At 60.2% G+C, this 19,261-nt stretch carries 23 protein-coding genes; 8 read left to right on the top strand and 15 right to left on the bottom strand.

Annotated elements, in window-relative coordinates; translation table 11 throughout:
* Window positions 1-103 precede the first annotated feature (103 nt).
* The 5 genes from OEG84_RS00940 (at window position 104) to OEG84_RS00920 (ending at window position 3,626) form a co-directional block, all read left to right on the top strand.
* Window positions 104-691, top strand: a complete 588-nt coding sequence (locus OEG84_RS00940) for a DUF1214 domain-containing protein (protein WP_267651999.1) — start codon at window positions 104-106, stop codon at window positions 689-691.
* Entirely contained in the window at window positions 684-1,238 is a 555-nt protein-coding gene (locus OEG84_RS00935) for a DUF1254 domain-containing protein (protein ID WP_267651998.1), read from the top strand. The genes OEG84_RS00940 and OEG84_RS00935 overlap by 8 nt, the downstream gene beginning before the upstream one ends.
* Window positions 1,239-1,480: 242 nt before the next feature.
* Window positions 1,481-2,014 carry a type 2 periplasmic-binding domain-containing protein gene (locus OEG84_RS00930; RefSeq protein WP_267651997.1) on the top strand — a complete coding sequence of 178 codons (534 nt, stop codon included), beginning with the start codon at window positions 1,481-1,483 and terminating at the stop codon, window positions 2,012-2,014.
* A 73-nt stretch (window positions 2,015-2,087) separates the two neighbouring features.
* Entirely contained in the window at window positions 2,088-2,255 is a 168-nt protein-coding gene (locus OEG84_RS00925) for a hypothetical protein (protein WP_267651996.1), read from the top strand.
* A 96-nt stretch (window positions 2,256-2,351) separates the two neighbouring features.
* Complete coding sequence (locus OEG84_RS00920) at window positions 2,352-3,626, top strand: NAD(P)/FAD-dependent oxidoreductase (protein WP_267651995.1); 1,275 nt, start codon at window positions 2,352-2,354, stop codon at window positions 3,624-3,626.
* Between the two features lie 244 nt (window positions 3,627-3,870).
* Here OEG84_RS00920 and OEG84_RS00915 read toward each other — a convergent pair whose 3' ends face one another.
* Window positions 3,871-4,056 carry a hypothetical protein gene (locus tag OEG84_RS00915; RefSeq protein WP_267651994.1) on the bottom strand — a complete coding sequence of 62 codons (186 nt, stop codon included), beginning with the start codon at window positions 4,054-4,056 and terminating at the stop codon, window positions 3,871-3,873.
* Window positions 4,057-4,254: 198 nt separating this feature from the next.
* On the opposite strand from OEG84_RS00915, the gene OEG84_RS00910 reads away from it, so the two are divergent.
* Complete coding sequence (locus OEG84_RS00910; protein ID WP_267651993.1) at window positions 4,255-5,391, top strand: hypothetical protein; 1,137 nt, start codon at window positions 4,255-4,257, stop codon at window positions 5,389-5,391.
* A gap of 97 nt (window positions 5,392-5,488) precedes the next feature.
* Here OEG84_RS00910 and OEG84_RS00905 read toward each other — a convergent pair whose 3' ends face one another.
* The 4 genes from OEG84_RS00905 to OEG84_RS00890 all read right to left on the bottom strand — a co-directional run bounded on the left by OEG84_RS00905 (window position 5,489) and on the right by OEG84_RS00890 (window position 8,950).
* Window positions 5,489-5,770, bottom strand: a complete 282-nt coding sequence (locus OEG84_RS00905) for a sunset domain-containing protein (protein WP_267651992.1) — start codon at window positions 5,768-5,770, stop codon at window positions 5,489-5,491.
* Window positions 5,771-5,857: 87 nt separating this feature from the next.
* Window positions 5,858-6,199 (bottom strand): DUF1491 family protein, encoded by a 342-nt coding sequence (locus tag OEG84_RS00900; RefSeq protein WP_267651991.1) that lies wholly within the window; start codon window positions 6,197-6,199, stop codon window positions 5,858-5,860.
* The gene (locus OEG84_RS00895) at window positions 6,196-7,125 is read right to left on the bottom strand and encodes a peptidoglycan-binding domain-containing protein (RefSeq protein WP_267651990.1); all 930 of its coding nucleotides are present in this window, start codon (window positions 7,123-7,125) and stop codon (window positions 6,196-6,198) included. Before OEG84_RS00895 ends, OEG84_RS00900 begins: the two co-directional genes overlap by 4 nt.
* Entirely contained in the window at window positions 7,100-8,950 is a 1,851-nt protein-coding gene (locus OEG84_RS00890) for a sensor histidine kinase (RefSeq protein ID WP_267651989.1), read from the bottom strand. The genes OEG84_RS00895 and OEG84_RS00890 overlap by 26 nt, the downstream gene beginning before the upstream one ends.
* 323 nt (window positions 8,951-9,273) lie before the next feature.
* On the opposite strand from OEG84_RS00890, the gene OEG84_RS00885 reads away from it, so the two are divergent.
* Both OEG84_RS00885 and OEG84_RS00880 read left to right on the top strand, forming a co-directional pair.
* Window positions 9,274-9,648, top strand: coding sequence for a DUF5330 domain-containing protein (locus OEG84_RS00885; protein ID WP_267651988.1), 375 nt, complete (start codon window positions 9,274-9,276; stop codon window positions 9,646-9,648).
* 414 nt (window positions 9,649-10,062) lie between these two features.
* Window positions 10,063-10,491: a SufE family protein gene (locus OEG84_RS00880; RefSeq protein WP_267651987.1), complete on the top strand. Its 429-nt coding sequence runs from the start codon at window positions 10,063-10,065 to the stop codon at window positions 10,489-10,491.
* Between the two features lie 29 nt (window positions 10,492-10,520).
* Here OEG84_RS00880 and OEG84_RS00875 read toward each other — a convergent pair whose 3' ends face one another.
* The 10 genes from OEG84_RS00875 to OEG84_RS00830 form a co-directional block, all read right to left on the bottom strand.
* Window positions 10,521-11,294, bottom strand: coding sequence for a DUF6456 domain-containing protein (locus tag OEG84_RS00875; RefSeq protein ID WP_267651986.1), 774 nt, complete (start codon window positions 11,292-11,294; stop codon window positions 10,521-10,523).
* Window positions 11,281-11,736, bottom strand: coding sequence for a helix-turn-helix domain-containing protein (locus OEG84_RS00870; protein WP_267651985.1), 456 nt, complete (start codon window positions 11,734-11,736; stop codon window positions 11,281-11,283). The genes OEG84_RS00875 and OEG84_RS00870 overlap by 14 nt, the downstream gene beginning before the upstream one ends.
* A gap of 633 nt (window positions 11,737-12,369) precedes the next feature.
* Window positions 12,370-12,795, bottom strand: a complete 426-nt coding sequence (locus tag OEG84_RS00865) for a Ros/MucR family transcriptional regulator (RefSeq protein WP_267651984.1) — start codon at window positions 12,793-12,795, stop codon at window positions 12,370-12,372.
* A 260-nt stretch (window positions 12,796-13,055) separates the two neighbouring features.
* On the bottom strand, window positions 13,056-13,394 hold the full coding sequence (gene mnhG, locus OEG84_RS00860; RefSeq protein ID WP_267651983.1) for a monovalent cation/H(+) antiporter subunit G: 339 nt from the start codon (window positions 13,392-13,394) through the stop codon (window positions 13,056-13,058).
* Entirely contained in the window at window positions 13,387-13,821 is a 435-nt protein-coding gene (locus OEG84_RS00855; RefSeq protein WP_267651982.1) for a cation:proton antiporter, read from the bottom strand. The genes mnhG and OEG84_RS00855 overlap by 8 nt, the downstream gene beginning before the upstream one ends.
* Entirely contained in the window at window positions 13,818-14,291 is a 474-nt protein-coding gene (locus OEG84_RS00850; protein WP_267651981.1) for a Na+/H+ antiporter subunit E, read from the bottom strand. Before OEG84_RS00850 ends, OEG84_RS00855 begins: the two co-directional genes overlap by 4 nt.
* Window positions 14,288-15,856, bottom strand: a complete 1,569-nt coding sequence (locus tag OEG84_RS00845; protein ID WP_267651980.1) for a Na+/H+ antiporter subunit D — start codon at window positions 15,854-15,856, stop codon at window positions 14,288-14,290. The genes OEG84_RS00850 and OEG84_RS00845 overlap by 4 nt, the downstream gene beginning before the upstream one ends.
* A gap of 12 nt (window positions 15,857-15,868) precedes the next feature.
* Window positions 15,869-16,246, bottom strand: coding sequence for a Na+/H+ antiporter subunit C (locus tag OEG84_RS00840; protein ID WP_267651979.1), 378 nt, complete (start codon window positions 16,244-16,246; stop codon window positions 15,869-15,871).
* Complete coding sequence (locus tag OEG84_RS00835) at window positions 16,246-16,665, bottom strand: Na(+)/H(+) antiporter subunit B (protein WP_267651978.1); 420 nt, start codon at window positions 16,663-16,665, stop codon at window positions 16,246-16,248. Before OEG84_RS00835 ends, OEG84_RS00840 begins: the two co-directional genes overlap by 1 nt.
* A gap of 1 nt (window position 16,666) precedes the next feature.
* On the bottom strand, window positions 16,667-19,033 hold the full coding sequence (locus OEG84_RS00830) for a putative monovalent cation/H+ antiporter subunit A (RefSeq protein ID WP_267651977.1): 2,367 nt from the start codon (window positions 19,031-19,033) through the stop codon (window positions 16,667-16,669).
* Between the last annotated feature and the right edge of the window lie 228 nt (window positions 19,034-19,261).

The raw sequence follows: 19,261 nt of genomic DNA, 5'->3' as shown, positions 1-19,261 counted from the left end.
GGTGTGGTCAATGTATGATTTCAAGACATTAGACTACCCCGCCCGCTTCCATATACGCGCCGTGCCCGCCACGCCGCTGGCTTGACGAAGGAAAACCCGGTCCGTGTTACGTCTGCCTGTTCTGGTTCTGCTCACGCTGGCTGTCGCCTTCGGCATCGGCGGTTGGTCCGCCGCCTGGACGCTCAAGGCCACATCCGGCTTTGGCGCCATCAAGCTGGGGCCGTGGAGCGCCTATCCGGAATTGCAGACCGCCAGTGCCGACCCCTTCGCCAAGGCCCACCGCGCCGGTGACGGACGGGTCCTGCTCGGACGCGCCGAGGGACTGGTGTTTACCGCACGGACCGATCAGGACGGAAAACCGCTGTCGGGGAACTGTAGCTACACGGTTTCGGGAACAACACCGCCTTCACGATTCTGGACGCTGCGCATCACCGATAGCGGAGGCGTGCCGGTGGTAGCGCCGTCGCAATTTCCTTCAAGCATCAATTCCTGGAACACCTTGCGCAACAGCGATGGCGCATTCAGCATCCGGATCTCCACTGACGCCAAACCGGGCAACTGGATCCGGCTCGATCAACCTGGCGATGTTGCGCTGGTGCTGACCCTCATCGATACGCCGACAGCGGGCTCCACGGGACTGGTGGAACTCGACATGCCCAAAATAGCGATGACGGATTGTGACCATGCGTAGCGGTTTGCTGGCCATCGCCATCGGACTGGTCGGCGCGGCGCTGATCCACATCATCATCATTTTGGCGATGCCGAAATGGACCGGGACCGACACCTGGACCCGGGTGGTGGCGCTGGGTGACGAAAACCGGTTCTTCACGCTTGCAAACGAGCCCAATACCTCGGGGCTGTATAATGACGATCCCTACATCCGGACCGCGGTCTGCCGATTTGACATCGACAACGGGCCGGTGCGGGTAATGGCGTCGGGTGATGTGCCACTGTGGACCGTATCGGTCTATGATTCCGCGTCGAATGAAACCTATTCGATGAATGACCGCTCTTCGATCGGCGAAAGTGTCGACATCGCCTTCGTCACACCGACACAGATGCTTCAGTTGCGGCGCGCCATGCCGCGTGCGCTGGAGCGCGCGGTGCTGGTCGAATTGCCGGCAACGCAAGGGTATGTGGCATTGCGCGCGATCGCCCCGGCGCCAAGCCAGGAACCAGCGGCACGGGCGTTTCTTGCCGATGCTATCTGCGCGCGGTTCAAGATCGATCCCGCCTGAGTTTGCCGCGCAATCTCGATTACGGCGTGTGACTGGCGCACACGGCCAAAACCAACTATTATCTCAGTATCGTATTTATAACCGACCATCAGATACGCTTATTGGAGGAATGAAACTTCCGATCGACAATTTGCAACGCATATCGCGATATGCCTTCCAGTATTGTCTGAATCGGATGGCGTGAATAATCATTTCCAAATCCCGCCTATGATGCGATCTGCTGCGTCTATGCCCGCTTTGTTTTGAACAAAAATCCTGAACTCAACCCATTTGTATTTTCTTTTTTGGAGGTTCTTGCATTGATCATCAGACATCTCTTGGCCGCAGCCATCGGCCATTCTGCAGCAACCACATTCGCGCAGCCGGCTGTGAGCCAGGATAATTCAGCCACAAATCCCGGTTCCGGTCTCAACCGCCTCAAACGGCTCAAACCCAAAAGCGATGTCAAACCGGTCGTCCCAGCCGTGCCCAAGTCAGCAGACGGTGTCGCTTTGATCACAACCAGAAATCTCGGCGTCACATCGGCAATGGACCTCACCGGAGCCTTCGTATGCTTTGAATACAATACGCCCGCGGAACGGAAATGGACTGACTTCTTTCAGCGCAACAAGATCGTTATCGAACCCTATGTCGTGGAAACACGCGAAGAGGTACTGTCTGCATACGATGCTGTGAAATGTGATGTCCTTGCGATCGCGCACGTGGACGCGACCACGGCGATTTCAAATTTAACGACCCCTGCTAACCACATCATCATGGACGAAATCATCAATTAGCGCGGATAAAGGTGAGTTCACCCGCGCGGCTGTGATCCGGTGCAGTCCTCTGGCCGGTGAGCCGCCTGCAAGCGTGAGAAATCGACCCAGCGCGCTCTCGGCGCGCAACTATTCGGCCACCTGGCAGACATGGAACCAGATCCGCGCGCTCGCCTGCACTGCGGCAGTGCTTCTGACCGGGGTTGGTCTGATCAAGATCGGTTCGATTTCCCCGACACAAAAGTGCCCCCACGCGAATTGACTTCGATCAATGAGTTCCTCGACTGATGCGCTATATATCAATGATGATTTATATTTGACCGGCCGCATACTTGCCGGCGCACCAGAGGATAAGCGCATGAAAAAGGCTGATATTGTCGTCCTTGGAGCAGGCCTTGGTGGAATCTCCATGGTCTTCGATCTCAAGGCGGAGCTCGGGAAGGACCACCGTATCGTTCTGGTCAACAAGACCGAAAGCTTTCAGTTCACCCCATCCAATCCCTGGGTTGGCGTCGGCTGGCGCCAGAAAGGCGATATCACCATTGAGCTGGCGCCGTTGATGGCCAAGCACGGTATCGATTTCATCCAGGCCTCGGCCAAAAAACTCGTCCCGGAAGCCAACAAGATCGAGATGGAGGACGGCGGTTCAGTCGACTATGACTACCTGATCATCGCTACCGGCCCGGAACTGGCGTTCGACGAGATCGAGGGCTTCGGCCCTGACGGATACACCCAATCGGTCTGCACCGTCGACCATGCCGTGCAGGCCAATGCGGCGTTTGAAGCCTTCTGCGCCGACCCCGGTCCGATTGTCGTCGGCGCGGCACAAGGCGCGTCGTGCTACGGCCCTGCCTATGAATACGCGATGATCCTCGACAAGGAACTGCGCAACCGAAAGATCCGCGACAAGGTGCCGATGACATTTGTTACGGCCGAACCCTATATCGGCCATCTCGGCCTCGGCGGCGTCGGCGACACCAAGGGCATGCTCGAGCACGAGATGCGCCAGCGCAGCGTCCGCTGGATCACCAATGCCAAGGTGGAAAAGGTCGAAGCAGGCATCATGAGCGTTTCCGAGCTCAATGACGATGGCTCGGAAAAGACCAAGCATCAACTCGATTTCAAATATTCGATGATGCTGCCGGCATTCCGCGGCATTGCCGCCGTGCGCGACATCGAGGGTCTGGTCAATCCGCGCGGGTTCATCATTGTCGACAAGCACCAGCGCAATCCGAAGTACCCCAATATCTTCGGCATCGGTGTTGCCATTGCTATTGCGCCGATGGAAAAGACCCCGGTTCCCACCGGTGTGCCGAAAACCGGCTACATGATCGAAAGCATGGTTCTGGCCACAGCAAAGAACATCAAGGCGCTATTGGCCGGAAGCGAACCCGAAGAGGAAGCCACCTGGAACGCCTTCTGTCTGGCCGATTTCGGCGATCGCGGCGTGGCCTTCCTGGCGCAACCGCAAAACCCGCCACGCAACATCAACTGGGCAGCAGAAGGCATGTGGGTGCATCTGGCCAAGGTGGCGTTCGAGAAGTATTTTCTGCACAAGGTCCGAAAGGGCATCACCGAGACCTATTACGAGAATGCAGTGATGAAATTGCTGGCCATGCACAAGCTGAAATAGACGGGCGTCAGACCATCTTCCCTGTCGGGGTGCCCGCTTTCAGGCATCCCGGCTTCTATTCGGCGTCGGCAGACGGGGGCGACTTGCCGGGTTGGCGCATTGGTAGGGCAATTCGCGGCGGTCGCCGGTAATTCAGAAATATTTTCGCGTATGTTACGCCGGACAGTGAGCCCGGCGGCCACGCCGCGCGCAGCGTCTGGCGCGCTCATCAGCGCAACCGTCTCGCATCAGACCCGCTCAAATATCAGGCGCGCTTGCCGCGCCTCGGTTTCTTGCCGCGGGGTTTGCCCGGCGCAGGGTCTTCAAACATAGGCTCGTGTTGAGCCGGTGCGTAGAGATCTGGTGTGGCTTTGATCACTTCACGACGCACGCCGGTAAACATCAGAACCTGACCAGTTGTCGCCCCGGCTTTACCTGGTGGATGGGCCACCGAATCTCGCCGGCATCTTGACTGGTCAAAGGATAATATCGTCGTCATTTCTGGCCTCCAAATGCATGGAACAGGAAATACGCTGGACATCCTTCTCCTTCCTCGCTGCCCATCAAGCCAGTACTTGGTTAACAGCTTGCTAACGGTTTTCCAATAGTTTGAGACAATTGTTTCGTAGCGTTCCAGTCAGGTGTGCCCGTGTCCAACAGTTTCCGCGATCTCGAACGGCTCGATTCCGCCCACCGCAAGGATGCGGTGCTGATGGCGACAATCAGCGGCCTTGAATATCTCGAACGTCCCTCGCGCCAGGACATGGCGCGGTTTTCACGGCTTTTCATGCCGCTTTTTGACGCTTCAGATCCGCAAACCCGCCGTACCGCGTCGGCGGCACTTTCGCGGCTGTCACGGGTGCCCGACGACGTCGCGGAAATGATCATCAACCAGCCGATCGACATTGCTGCCCCCTTCATCGCTCATTTTGTCGGTCTCAAGGAAAGCGCCCTGGCCCGTGCCGTGGCGCGGATGGGTGCCCCGCACGCACGCGCGGCCGCACGCCGCTCGGATCTGTCGCCACAGGCCATCAGGACGTTACGCGGGCTCAACGACCCGTCGGTGGAAGGGCTTCTGATATTGCGCGGGCTGATCCCCGACCCGGCCAAGCAACCAGCAGGCAAACCCGACGCGTCGAACGAACGTCCGAAAATCGATACGCCGCCGCTCGATCCGAGCGAGAAGCTGCGCGATGAGCTGCGTGCGCTGGCACAGCGCAGTCCCACCCCGAAATCGCCACTCAACCGGCCGACCAGCACCCGCAAACCGCGCACCGAGCATGGAACACCAGCCACTGCGCCATCCGAACAACAGGTATCGCCGGCAACCCGACGCCGGATCGCAGACGCCAGGCTCAATCAGCTCGCGCGCCACGCCAAACGCGACCACGAAGCCTGGTTTGCCACAGCCCTTGCGGACGCCATGGAGACCAGTTTCGCGTTGTCCGAGCGCATCATGATGGATCTGTCCGGGCGCCAACTGGCGACCGCGCTGATCGGGCTCAACGCACCCGCCGACACCGTCAAGACTGCGCTGGAATGCTTCTTTCCGCATCTGGCCGAGCCCTCTGCCCGCCGGACACTGGCCAACGACCTGATCGACGATCTCGACCCGGAAAGCTGCGCTGCACGCCTATCCACCTGGCAACGCGCCGACAGCTACACTTCCGGCGGCCCGCTGCATGTTCCGGCGCTGGCCGACAGCAATCCGGTGCGCCCTGCCCCGGTTTCCCGTCCGGCAGCACAGGACAATCACCGCGCGGCACCAAACCGCAAGACCGGCTAAGGCGACCGCATCATGTAAGAAATCGCTGGCGCAGCTCTGCCTGACAGTTCCGGATCTCGCTCAAACCGTGGTGTTAGACCAGACACGGAAATGAGACCTATCGCCGGGCTTTTCGCCAGCCTGCGGCGCGGGCTTCGGCTTCAGAGCAGAACCAGCGCTCGCCATAGCGGGCACTGATTTTGGTCGGAGTATAAAACTCCTGCCCCGGCACATGGTAGATGCGCTCGCCGGTGTTGATGCTGACATTTCCCTTGATCAGGCACTGTTTCGTGAGTTCGGACAGCTCGTCCGAAAACGATACACCAATCCGGCTGATCGCGCTTGGCGCGATGAAAGCAGCGGCTGAACAGACAATTACCAATGTTGCAAATCTGGGCATGACAATCCGGGAACGCTCTTCGGAGCTTCCAGCATGCACGCGTCGGATTAATTATTGCCGCGCCTAATCGTTAAAATTGCTTGCGCGCTAATCCTGGCTGAAATCCAGATACGTTTCCGGCGTATCGGTTTCGATTTCCAGCACCCAGATATCTGGATCGTACCGATATTCGCGGGCGATCGTTTCGGAAACCTCGGTCTCCGGCACCCGGGTTTTCCGAAACTCGAACAACCGGTCGTCGGGATGATCGCTGTCAAATGCCGTCTGTGGCGCAGGTGCGGCCAGGCTTTCCGATCCATCGCGGTGGCGGATGCGGACGAAGATTGCGCCTGCCTCTTCCGCGCCGCGCCGTTCGATCGCCGCCATGCCGCCATCGGCAAAAACCCGGCGGACAATGGCTGAGACGAAAATCCCGGCCTTCAGTCTCACAGCGCGCCGATTTCGAGCAATTTCTTGAGCACCGTCTGATTGGGCTGGCCAGTAACCGGCAGCCGGTAATGCTTTTCGAACGCGCTGATGGCATTTCTGGTTTCAGTCCCGGCAACGCCATCAACGGCGATATCGGCGTAGGCGATGTTGGAAAGCCCGGACTGGATCTGCCGCACCAGTTCGCTCACCGCAGGCACTTCGGCCGCGGCTTCGGTGACAGGTTCGCCGGCACGCTGATCGGCGGCAACTGTCGGCTCCGGACGTGGTTTGGGGCGAACTACCTTGTCGAGGCTGACCATCTTGACCGGCGCGGCGGTCTTGGCGGGCGTTTCCATCACCGCCAGGAGACCGGGCGTGGCTTCGCCGGTCTGGACATAGCCGTTGGCGTTTTCCCAAGCGCGGATGGCGGCGGCCGATTTCGGCCCCATCAGGCCGTCGACCTCACCGTCATAAAGCCCGTTGGCTGAGAGAATCTGCTGCATCCGGCTCAACACCGGGTCAGTCTTGGAGACTGCCTGCGCCGGCGTCGGTGCTTGTTGCACGGCAGTCTGAACCCGTGCAGGTGCGGCATTGGGGACCGGGATCGATGCGGTCTGGGTGTTGTCGCTGTGCTCGATCCGGTAGGTGGTCACCGAGCGCGTCGGCGCGCCTTCAGCCAGCGCCATGCGGCTTTCAGGCGTTGCCGCCGTCGCAGGCATCATCGATGTCGCGACTTCGCGGGTCTTGAGAATCGGCGCGGGGTGACGGCCGGGCTGGGCCCACAAAGCGTTGGCGGCGACAAAGCTGAATATCACCGTGAACGCAACGGTTCCCCCGGCAAGCGAGGGATGCGCCGAGACGACGCGTCCCAGCGTGGCCAGGGCGCCCCGGCCAAAACCGCCTTCATCCTCATCGAACAAGTCAGGCGCTACGCGCTGTCTCGGCATGGTCTTCATTCCTGATTCTATCTTGGTTTCGGGCTGCCCTTGGCAACACCGGCGGAAACGCAACCGGCGCGGCTGCGGTGGTTTCGGCGTCATGGCGATTGGCGCCTGAGCCGTCGGCGGGCAGGTCGATGGTTACCACGGTGCCCTCGCCCTCGCGGCTGTCGATCGAAAAGGTACCGCCGTGAAGATCAACCAGGCCCTTGACCAGCGAGAGGCCAAGTCCGGTGCCTTCATATTGGCGCGCAAGCCCGTTCTGCACCTGCACGAAGGGATCGCCGATACAGGCAAGCTTGTCTGCTGGAATACCGATGCCGGTATCGCTGACCACCAGCTTGAGCCGACCGTCCTGAATCGCGGCGTCGACATTGATGACACCGCCAGCCTCGGTAAACTTGATGGCATTGCCAACCAGATTGATGAGGATCTGCTGCACTGCGCGCCGATCGGCGACAACATCGCCAATGCCAGGTGTCAAACGCCGGGTCAGCGTCACGCCACGGTCGGCGGCCTGCAGGCGCAGCATGGCGTCGCATCCCTCGACCACCTCGCCGATGGCGAATGGTTCGACAAATACCTCGTAGCGGCCGGCCTCGATCTTCGACATGTCGAGCATGGTGTTGACCAGCCCGAGCAAATGCTCGCCCGACTGGTGGATCAGGCCGACATATTCACGCTGGCGCTCGTCATTGAAGGTGCCGAAATACTCACGCGCCAGCACATCGGAAAAGCCGATAATGGCGTTGAGCGGGGTGCGCAATTCATGGCTCACGGCGGCCAGGAACCGGGTCTTGGCGGCGTTGGCTGTCTCGGCCTCCTCGGCGTCGGCGTCGGCGCGCATGCGCTCGTTGACCATCTGCGAAATGTCATGGCTCTGGGCCAATGCGCCGGTGAAACTGCCGTCAGCCGCGCGTTCCGCGGTCAGCGAAATGGCAACGTGGACAAATTGCGCGACCTCGTCGAGGCGCTCGAAGCGCACTTCGAGATCGCGGCGACTGTCGCCACGGCGCAGCGCGTCAAAGGCGTCGAGAAAGACGATCCGGTCGGCGACATGGATGCGTTTGACAAAGCCCTTGCCGCTGACGTCGCCAAGCCTGGCCCGATAGTCGGCCTGATCGTGGCCTGCGGTATAGATGACGTCGCCGCGCGCATCGTGCAGCGTGATCAGGCCCGGCAAGCGATCGAGAAGCTCGGCAGTAACATCGCGTTCAGGAATGACTTCGGGCGCTGGCGCAAGCTGCTCGACGGGCTTTAAAACCTGTGCTGCGCCGCGCAACAGCGCGTAAAGTCCAAAAGAAAGGCTGATGGCAAATCCCCCCGCCTGCGGCGTTTGACCGACCAGGCCGGCGCCGCTGAGCGCGGCATTGCAAACCAGCGCCAGCCCAGCGGCCGACAGGCCAAGCAACAGGCCGGAACGTGAATTGGACCTGATCGCAGCCTCGAGCGGCAACAACGCCAGCAAAGGCAGAAACGGCGAAGCCAGCCCGCCGCTCAGTGCGGCCAAACCGCCCAGCGCCAGCGCGGCAGCTGCAAGTGCCGCACGCCCGGTGAGTTTCGGTGAGCCGGAAGAGGAGAGCACCCCGGCCATTGCAATCGGCAATGCTGCAAGCGCCAGTGCGCCGGCCAGCGCCTGGGGCCAGGCAAACACTGAAAGCAGAACCGGAACGGTGACCAACGGGGCCACAACCGCACCATAAAGACACGTCGCCATGATGCCGACCCGACGCTGGTAATCAGCGGGGTCCAAATCCGAGGGCGCAAGCCAGGATTCGGCGATTTGCCGTCCCGCAATGGTTACCCTGTCTATGATAATATCAAATCCTGTCACTGCCGAATCCGTACACGCCGCAGTTTCTTGTTGTTGAGCCGACTGTCTCATTGCCAACTTAAGGAATGAATAAAGCAGGCCCGGCAAGGGCGGGAAAGGCGGTCAAAGCCCGTAACCCCCAGGGGTTTGGGGCGAGCTTTGACGAACATGGTTAACCAGTGGTTTTCGTGCCAATGCCGCGGGCTGGGTGTCTGATCGGGGACAATTGCTAAAATTTTCTACAAATTTGTCTCAAAACCGCATGCCTGTCTCAAACCGGCTTTGAAGAATTTGAGCCAAGGTGGTGTTCAAGTTCGGGACAACCCGGACATTTCCACCCAAAGATGGCGGATAACAGGAAGGGCGTATCCATGTGGTTCTTGATCAAGGGAAGTTTCTGGTTTTCACTTGTGCTGATTGCCTTGCCGTTTCTCGACAGCAGTTCGGACAAGGAACTCGAAGCCGCGCCGCCGCTGGAAGTCGGCCATAGCATGGCCGCGGCGATGGAAGCGTTCGAGGACATCAAGCAGATCTGCGTTCGCAAACCCGATATTTGCGAAACCGGCAGCGAAACCTTTGCCGCACTCGGCAGCCGCGCCAAACAGGGTGCCCGCATCGCCTATGAATTTCTGGACGCCAAATTTGCCGATGGCGAGCCGGACCTGACAACTGCATCACTGCCACCCGAAGCCACCGAGGCGGAGACGGCCAGCAACTAGCCGCAAGCAATTCGAATCTCCGGTCGCGCGGCGTCACCGCGGATTGGACCCACCATGGGGCGATCCCCATCCATCCTGTCATGATGCAGGACACTGCCAACTCGAGCCACGTCTGACGTGCCGCCGCCGGGACCAGCCCTTCCTCCCGGCGGCGCTTCTTTTTGTGCGGGTGCCAGGACCGGCTATTCGTCGGGGCGGCGTTTCTGTTTGTACGGGCGCCGGGACCAGCCCTTCCTCCCGGCGGCGCTTCTTTTTGTGCGGGTGCCAGGACCAGCTATTCGTCGGGGCGGCGTTTTTTGTCATGCAGGCCCCCGGCAACGGATTGCCCGGCATGGAATTCCGTCGGATATCGTCACAACCGGGGTGCCCTGAGCGCAAATATTGCCTATATGGAACCAGGCAAAGGAGCCCGGCATGGCGACGATTGAAACCATCATTGAAGACTTCGAATATCTGGACGACTGGGAAGACCGCTACCGCTATCTCATCGAGATCGGCAAGGCGTTGCCGGAGATGCCCGAAAGCGAACAGATCGACGCCAACAAGGTCAGAGGCTGCGCCAGTCAGGTGTGGCTGGTGGCCGAGACCGTGCCGGGAGAGCCCGGCGATCCCGTCATGATGTACCGGGGTGATTCCGATGCGCATATCGTGCGCGGGTTGGTTGCCGTGGTACTGGCGGCGAATTCCGGCAAGAAGGCATCCGAAGTCGAACAGCTTGATGAAACCGAGCTGCTCTCCCGGCTTGGGCTCGCCGAACATCTCTCGGCGCAACGCGCCAACGGGTTGCGCTCGATGATCCTGCGCATCAAGGCGCACGCGGCAGCGGCGCGGGCCGCGGCCTGACACCCGACCAGGCGCCGCGCGCCTGATGTTCAGCGTTTTGGTACAGCGTAATGCCTGGCCAGTGCGGCAAGCGCGGTGCGCAACATCAGCTTGGCCGACCGCGCCGGCCACTGCCGTTCGCGTTCGACCTCGGTCAGCAGCTTGAGAAAACAGCACACATCCAGAAGCACGCCGGAGAGCTCCGGACCAACCGCCGCGATTGCCGCTTCGACACGCTGGCGCGCCGACAGCGCCGCCTCGGTGAGATCACCTGCTCCACCCGCAGCACCAGTGGTGCGTCCGGCGCGCAGCGGCTCCCAGTTTTGCGTCACCGACGGCGTCAACTGACCACGGGTAAAATCGACGCGCAGCCTTTCGCCGGCCTCGACCAGATCGGTGCCGAGAAATGCTGCGCCATCCCTGCCCTTGAGCCGCGCCAGCACCGCAAGCGGCGATTCGGAATCATTGATCGTCATTCGCCCGTGATCGGGATCGGTGCGGGAGGAAAGCCGCCGGTGCTGGTCCTGGAACGCGTGCTCCGGATCGCACAGCCAACGCTTGAGCGCCGCCCTGCCCTCGGGCGTTGAGATATACCCCTGCCTTCCGGTATCCGCGCAATGGCGCTCGGCAATCAGCCCCCGGCGCAACGCCACGGAAACCACTTGCGCTTGGACCGTGCGGCAAGCGCCGTCAGCACGCGCCAGCGCAACCTTGCCTCCGGCCACCGTATCCTGCTCGGCAATCCCCCGCTCCGCTCCGTGCGCCAGAAAACCGATCAGGCCGGCAAGCGCCTTGCGGGCGGCGCGGGTTTCAGCGGCCGGCATGGGGCTGACCGAAGGGTTGGAACACGGCCATGATGCATCGCTCGCAACGTTCGATGAAGCGGTCGTAGCCGCGATCGTCGCGACGGTCCTCGATCACCGCACAGGAATGCATGACGGTGGTGCGGTCGCGGCCAAACGCGGCGGCGATGGTCTGGTAGGACAGCGACAGCACGACGTGGCTGAGATACATGGCAATCTGGCGCATGTGGCAACGCGGCCTGCGGCGGGCCATCGCTTCGGGCAGTTCATAACCGCAGGCTGCAACAAACAATTCGGTCACCAGCCGCCAGATCACCCGGCAGCGCAGCAGATCAACTGGATTGACCCGGAGCGGCGCCAGCCCGGGTCGACCACCAGCGGGCTTGCCCACGGGCAACCCCACTGGCGCAGCGATGCCACCCAGCATCTCGCTCGCCCAGGCATTGTTGGTCAACGAAGCCACGGCCAGTCCGGTTTCAGCGGTCAACGGCGTGGATGGATCGGCCAGCGGCAGGGGCTTCCGAGGGCGGTACGGGCGTGTCGCCGTTGCAACGGCCGGGGTTGGGGTGGGGGTTGGGACTTGGGATCGGGGTGGGGAATTGCGGGATGGTCTAGTCATGATGAAAAACTCCTTTGATAGGAATATTTTCTTACATGATATGCAGATAATGCGGACGTGTGGCCACCCACCTTCTACACTCTATCGTTGTTTTTACAGAATTTTCCGGGAATTTGCACTCTATTTCGAGGATTTTTTTCCTCACCCTCTTGTCGAATTACCGACTTCGGGATTCCCGTTATCGTGCACCGATCCCGACTGGTCAGCAAATCAGCAGGCAGGCGTGCGCTTGACCGGCCGCCCAAGCAAAGGCGCGGGTGTATGGTTTCAAACGCGGGTTCAGTTGAACCGACAACCACGGGAGGAAGCCGAAAGACCGGTTCAGTCCCCCTGAAAACCAAAAGACCGCGGCGCGAGGCCACGGTCTTGCAAACTGGCTGCGGCGCCCAGGCAGGCGCGGCAATATTCTGGCTATCAAGGTCAGTCCCACGGTCCCGGGTTGACGACTGAACCGCAGTCCACCTTGCCTGCCAGGTGTTACTTGGCGGCGCGCTTGCGCTTCTGACCCAGGCCCATTTCCTTGGCAAGGCGCGAACGCGCTTCTGCATAGGATGGAGCAACCATCGGATAATCGGCCGGGAGTTCCCACTTTTCGCGGTACTGTTCCGGGGTCAGACCATAATGGGTCATCAGGTGACGCTTAAGAGACTTGAACTTCTGACCGTCTTCGAGACAGATCAGGTAATCGTTTTGCACCGAACGGCGCACAGGAACTGCCGGCTTGGGCTTTTCGACAACTTCCTCGACCGGAGTAGTCGCCCCGCCAAGTGCAGCGTGAACCTGCGAAATCACGTTGGGAAGATCATTTGCGGCAACAGAGTTGTTGCTTACATAGGCAGCGACAATTTCGGCAGTGAGTTCAATGAGAATATCGGAACCGCTGTCATTGATTGCTTCAGTCATAGTGTGGTCCTAACTTTTGTGAATAAGCAGGCGCCGATCTAGCAGAAATAAATGTTGCTTATTTCAGGCCGTATTCGCGCAGCATGCCTTGATCACATCCCTCACATGAAAGCTGAATAATGACAAGTACTAATTTTTGTAGTGTGGATCACTATTTACGTGTTCCATGAAACTAAACTGCGACAATTTGTCAACTTAATGTGGTATTTTCAAAATTGAAGTCTCAGGTTGCGCTCTTAACATTCGCAACTTCTAAAGTATTATTGCTGATCTTGCGAGGCCATTTCGTCCGTTACGGAAGTTGGATGAAGTCGATACCCTACCGTGTAGGCCGCCTTTGCCAGCAAATGCGAGGAGACGGGGGCCGTGAGCAGGAAGAACACGACACCGGCCAGCGCCCGCGACATGGTGCCGACATCGGTGGTGTGAATTGCCAGTGCGATCAACATCAGGCAAGAGCCCATCGTGCCCGCCTTGGAGGCGGCGTGCATGCGCGTATAGAGGTCGGGTAACCGCAACAGGCCGATCGAGGCGACCAGCGCAAAGGCAGATCCGATCAGCAGAAAGGCCGCCGAGACCAATGTGATGATATCATTCATGATGATCTCCTGACCGGCTGGCGGCGGCATCAATATTTCGCGCCTGATTGCCAGCGTCGCGGCGCAGTTGCTCCTTTGCCGCCGCCCTGTCTTCGCGGCGCGCATCGGATGCCGCCTGCTGTGCTTCGGCAAGAATGTCGTCCTCGGTCTTGCCGCGCGACAATACAAAGCGCGCAAAGGCAACCGTTGCCAGGAATCCGACGAGACCAAGCGCAATGGCCACATCAACATAGAGTGTGTAACCGGTCTTGATGCCGATCACGGTGATGAAGCCGATGGCAATCGCCACCAGCATGTCGAGACCGAGGATCCGGTCCGGCAAGGTCGGTCCCTTGACGATGCGGTAGATGGTGATCAGGAACGACAGGCACAGGATTGCCAGTGCCGCCAGCACCGCGTGATCGAATATCGACTGAACGCTGATCATCGGAACGCCTCCATGATCTTGCGCTCAAACCCTTCGGCGATGTCGCGCCTGGTGGCGTCGGGGTCGGAAGCGTCAAGCGCGTGCACATAAAGTATGCGCCGGTCGTCGGAGACATCCACCGACAAGGTTCCCGGGGTCAGCGTGATCAGGTTGGCGAGCATGGTAATTTCGAAATCGCGATCGACCCTGAGCGGATAGGCGATGATGCCCGGCTTCAAATCCATTTTCGGCGTCAGCACCAGCACCGCCACCCGCCAGGCCGACAACACCAATTCGTAGCTGAACAGCAGCGCCAGCGAGATTATCCGGCGGGCGCGCGAGAAATATCCGGTCGAGCCCACCTGTTCGCGGATCAGCGACAGGGCAAAAATCGCAAGCACGAAACCAAAGGCAAAATTGAAGAACGAGAACGACCCGGTGACCGCCGACCAGGCCAAAGCCAACAACACATTGACCAGAAACAGGCTCATTGCGCAGCCTCCCCGGGAAACACCGATAATATGTAGCTCGAGGGATCGATCAGGCCACGCGCCGCATCCTGGGCCAGAACCACAAGCGGTTCCGGCCAGACCCCGGCAGCCGTGGTCAGCGCCACCAACCCGACCAGGGCCACGACCGCGCCGACTGCCGGCGGCGCCACTATGGCGGTCTCTTCGGCTTCCGATTTTGCCGGACGCCAATAGGCCAGCACCCAGATGCGGGCAACGGTAATGGTGGTCAGGAAGCCGGTCAGCAGCATCGCAGCAGCAAGCCACCAGGCGCCGATATCGAGCGACGCCTTGACCAGCATCACCTTGGGCCAGAATCCGGAAAACGGCGGCAGGCCTGCGACCGAGAAAAACAGCATCAGCGTCAGGGCGGAAATTGCCGCGCTGCGGGCATAAAGCCCGCCAGATGCCGTCAGCCTGAAATCGCCGCCAAGCTGGGCGCCGATGCCGACGGCAAAATAAAGTGCCGTCATCACCACCATCGAATGGGCGGCGTAGAAGATCGCGCCGGAAAGTCCGGCCGGGCTGCCAAGCGCAAGGCCGGCCATCATCATGCCGATACCGGAAATCACCAGATAGCCCATCGCGCGACGCATGTCATTCTGGGCCATCGCCCCCAACACCCCGAGAACCATGGTCAAGGCCGCGGCGACAGCGATGATGAACGACAATTCCTCGCGCTCGACCGGAAACAGCATGCCGAGAATCCGCAGCAGCGCGTAAACGCCGACCTTGGTAAGCAATCCGGCAAAGATGCCGCCAACAGCCAGCCGCGGCGTGTGATAGGAAGCAGGCAGCCAGAAATTGACCGGAAACGCCGCAGCCTTCATGGCAAACGCCAGCAGGTAGAGCGCGACCAGCGTCATCAGCGGCGCAGTGCCGCGCAGCTCGGACGCCTTGACGGCGATGTCGGCCATGTTGAGCGTGCCGAACAGCCCGTAGAGATAACCGGTGGCAACCAGGAACAAGGTGGTGGCGATCAGGTTGAGGAAGGCATACTTGATGCCGCCGTCAAGCTGGAGCCGCTCGGAGCCCAGCACCAGCAGTCCGAACGAGGAGATCAGCAGCACCTCGAACCAGACATAGAGGTTGAAGATGTCGCCGGTCAGAAACGCGCCGATAATGCCGGCCATCATCAGCATCAGGAACGGGTAGAAGCCGTAGCGCCGTCCTGAATCGTCAACATCGCTGCGGCCGTAAATGCCAGTGGCGAGCGCTACCAGCGACGAGGTGGCGGCAAAAAACGCACCCAGTAAATCGGCGGTAAAGGAGATCCCAAACGGCGGCAGCCAGCGCCCCATGGTCATTGTCACCGTGCCACTGGTGAGCACATGGGCGAGCAGTCCCAGGGTCATCAGCGCCAGTACCACCAGCGCCGGGATGGCGATCAGCGGCTGCAGATCGGTGCGCTTGCGCAGCATCAACAGCACGGCGCCCATCAGGATGCACCAGACCACCGGCGCGACGACCAGCCAGTCGGCGGCAGCCACTGGCTGCAGCACATAAACGGCGGAAAAATCCTGGAGGCCAGCGCCCTCTACAGCCATTCGCACATTCTCCTAATAACCAAGCGGCGGCACCGGCTCGCCCACCGGTTCGGCCACACGCATCTCGTCGCTGTCATCGGTCTTCAATTCATGAAAAGTCCGGTAACTCAGCACCAGGAGAAACGCGAAGAATGAAAACGAAATCACGATCGCCGTCAGGATCAGCGCCTGCGGCAGCGGGTTGGCGGCCGCACCGGTTAGCGTGTCGGCACCATGGGGAATGATCGGCGGCACCTCACGGGTGACCCGGCCAGCCGTGAAAATCAGCAAATTGACACCATTGCTGAGGATGGCCGCGCCCATCAGCACACGGATGATGTGCTTGGAAAGGAACAGGTAGATGGCGACGGTAAACAGCGCACCCACCAGCAAGGCAAAGATCGGTTCCATCAGTCGCGGTCCCTTTCCTCGAGCGCCAATGCGATCGAACTGATGGCGCCGACGACAACCAGATAGACGCCGATATCGAAGGTCAGCACGGTCGACAGCGGCACTTCCACGCCAAACAGTTTCGGATAGATCCAAAGCCCGGTCATGTATGGCACGCCGGCAAGCATCGACAGCACACCTGACATGGCCGACATGAACAGACCGAAGGCGGCGATACCCATCGGGTGGAAATAGATCGCCCGGCGCACCGGGGCGACGCCACAGGCAATGCCGTAGATGGCCAGCGCGGAGGCTGCGATCAGGCCGCCGATGAAGCCGCCGCCGGGCTCATTATGGCCGCGCAGCAGCACGAAGATCGAAAACAACACCATCAGGCTGGTGAGATAAGGGGCGATCGAACGGAAGATTACGGTGCGCATGTCAGCCAGCCTCCTCGCGCCGGTCGGGATCATTATCAGCGACCACCACACGCGGTGTGCGGATGCGGATCAGCGACAGGATCGCCAGGCCGGTGACCATGACCACAGCGATCTCGCCCAAAGTATCCGTGCCGCGGAAATCAACGATGATGACGTTGACGACATTGGCGCCGTGGGCGACGACCTTCGAATAGGCCGAGAAGAAATCGCTCAGATAGGAGTTGAAGGGTTGCTGGGTGACGGCCAGCAGATAAAGCGCGAAGCCTGTCCCGCAGGCCAGAGCCACGCTCATGTCGCTCACCTTCTCCCGGGTCGGACGATGATCTACCGCCGTCAGTTTCAGCCGGGTCATGACCAGAGCGAGGATGACAACGGCCAGGGTCTCAACCATGAACTGGGTGAACGACAGGTCGGGCGCTCCGAACAGCATGAAGATCAGCGCCACGGCAAAGCCCTGAATACCCAGCGAGACGATCGCCGTGAGCCGGTCCCTGGCGTTTATCACGGCGAGAATCCCGATGAAGGCGATGGCGATGACCACCAGTTCGTGGAACTGCGCGTCCTTTGGCCAGACCGGCATTGACGGCCATTCGCCATACCAGGCCATCGGGCCGAGGAAAGCGATGGCAATCATGATGAAGGTCATGGTCATGTAAATATCGAGCCGGCCCGGCTGAAGCACACGGGTAATGGACGACGAAAGCCGGACCAGACCGAAAATAAACTGGTCAAAGCCGCGGTCCGGCCCCCAGCCGATGGCGGCAAGCACGCGGGCGACCATGTCGCGGGCGCGGTCAAACAGCCGGTAGACGACAATGCCGAAGACGATGGTGACAAGCGACAGCGCCAGCGGCACACCGATATGCGGGATCAGCGAGATCGTCACCATTTCCGGCTCGCCGACAACCGCGCTGGTCATGGGCGACGTGAACAAGCGATGGGCATATGGCGACGCAATCGCTCCGATCAAGCCCACGGCGCCCAGCGTCAGCGGCCCGAGCCACAGCAGGATTGGACCCTCATGGGCATGTTTCGGGGTTTTGACCTCCGGGCCGAAGAACGGCTTGATGGCGACCACGAAGCCGGCCACGAACATCAACCCGTTGCCAACCACGGCGACCGCAACGAAGAACAGCGACCAGGCATCAGCCGCCCACAGCGCGGCATAGACTTCTTCCTTGGCGAGGAAGCCGAACATCGGCGGCAGACCGCCCATCGACACGGCCGCGACCATGGCGGCGACAAAGGTGATCGGCATCGCCTTGCGCAATCCGCCAAGCCGGGTGACGTCGCGCGTGCCGGTTCCATGGTCGATCAGGCCAGCGACCATGAACAGTGCGCCCTTGAACAGCGAATGGGCCAGCAAATAGAGCACGGCGGCGGCGATCGCATGTTCGGAGCCGAAACCGGTCAGCATCACCATCAGCCCCAGCGAGGCGACGGTGGTATAGGCCAGCATGATCTTGAGGTCAGTCTGGCGGATGGCGAGCAGCGATCCGACAATCAGGGTGGTGCCGCCAAACACCGGGAGGATGGTTTCCCACCAGACAGTGTCGCCCAACACCGGATTGAGCCGCATCAACAGATAGACACCGGCTTTGACCATGGTGGCGGAATGCAGATAGGCCGACACCGGGGTCGGCGCCTCCATGGCGTTGGGCAACCAAAAATGCAGCGGGAACTGCGCCGATTTCGAAAACGCGCCGCCGAGCACCAGGATCAGCGCAGCCAGATAGAACGGGCTGTCGCGCAGATCATCGCCGAGCACCAGCAACAGTGAAATCTGGCTGACACCGGTGATGTTCCAGATCACCAGCAGCCCTGCCAGCAAGGCCAGACCGCCACCGCCGGTAACCACCAGCGCCTGCAGTGCGGCGCGGCGCGAGGCTTCGCGGGTGTGATCAAAACCGATCAGCAGAAACGAGGTGATGGAGGTCAGTTCCCAATAGACAAACAGCATCAGGAAACTGTCGGAAATGACGACGCCGAGCATCGCTCCCATGAACAAAAGCATGAAGGAGAAGAACCGACCCAGTTGATCGTTGCCTTTGAGATAGCCGCCGGAATAGAGCATGATCAGCGCGCCGATGCCGGAGATCAACAGCGCGAATGTCATCGACAGGCCGTCGATCAGCCAGGAGAAACTGACATTGTAGGACGGCACCCATTTGAAGCCGCCGGTGACAATCTCGCCATTGGCTATCTCTGCAGAAAAACCGAGAAAGTGAATGAAAATCGCCAATGGCGCCAGCGCCAGCAACCAGGCTGCATTATGCCCCAGACGCCGGGTCAGCCACGGAGCCACAAGCGCCGCGAGAAACGGCAACATCAACACAATAAAAGTCGTACCTGGCGCGGCGGCGCTCATTCAATTTCCCCGGGAGAGGCATCTGGAAAAACCACTTGGCGCGGTTTTGTTGTTAACGTCACTTAATCGCGACCAAGGGTCACGACAAGACAATGATTACCTTTACTGGGGGAAAAGCAGCCGAATGGGAATGCAAAATTTCAAATTGAGCAGAAACTGTGATGATTTGGCGCATAACTGCCTCTTCATAGGCTCGTTTTTCGAGGGTGTCGGCGGGAATCAAATTGA

The organism is Hoeflea algicola (assembly GCF_026619415.1).
In the GTDB taxonomy this organism is placed as follows: domain Bacteria; phylum Pseudomonadota; class Alphaproteobacteria; order Rhizobiales; family Rhizobiaceae; genus Hoeflea; species Hoeflea algicola.
This window is presented reverse-complemented; position numbering and strand designations above follow the sequence as displayed.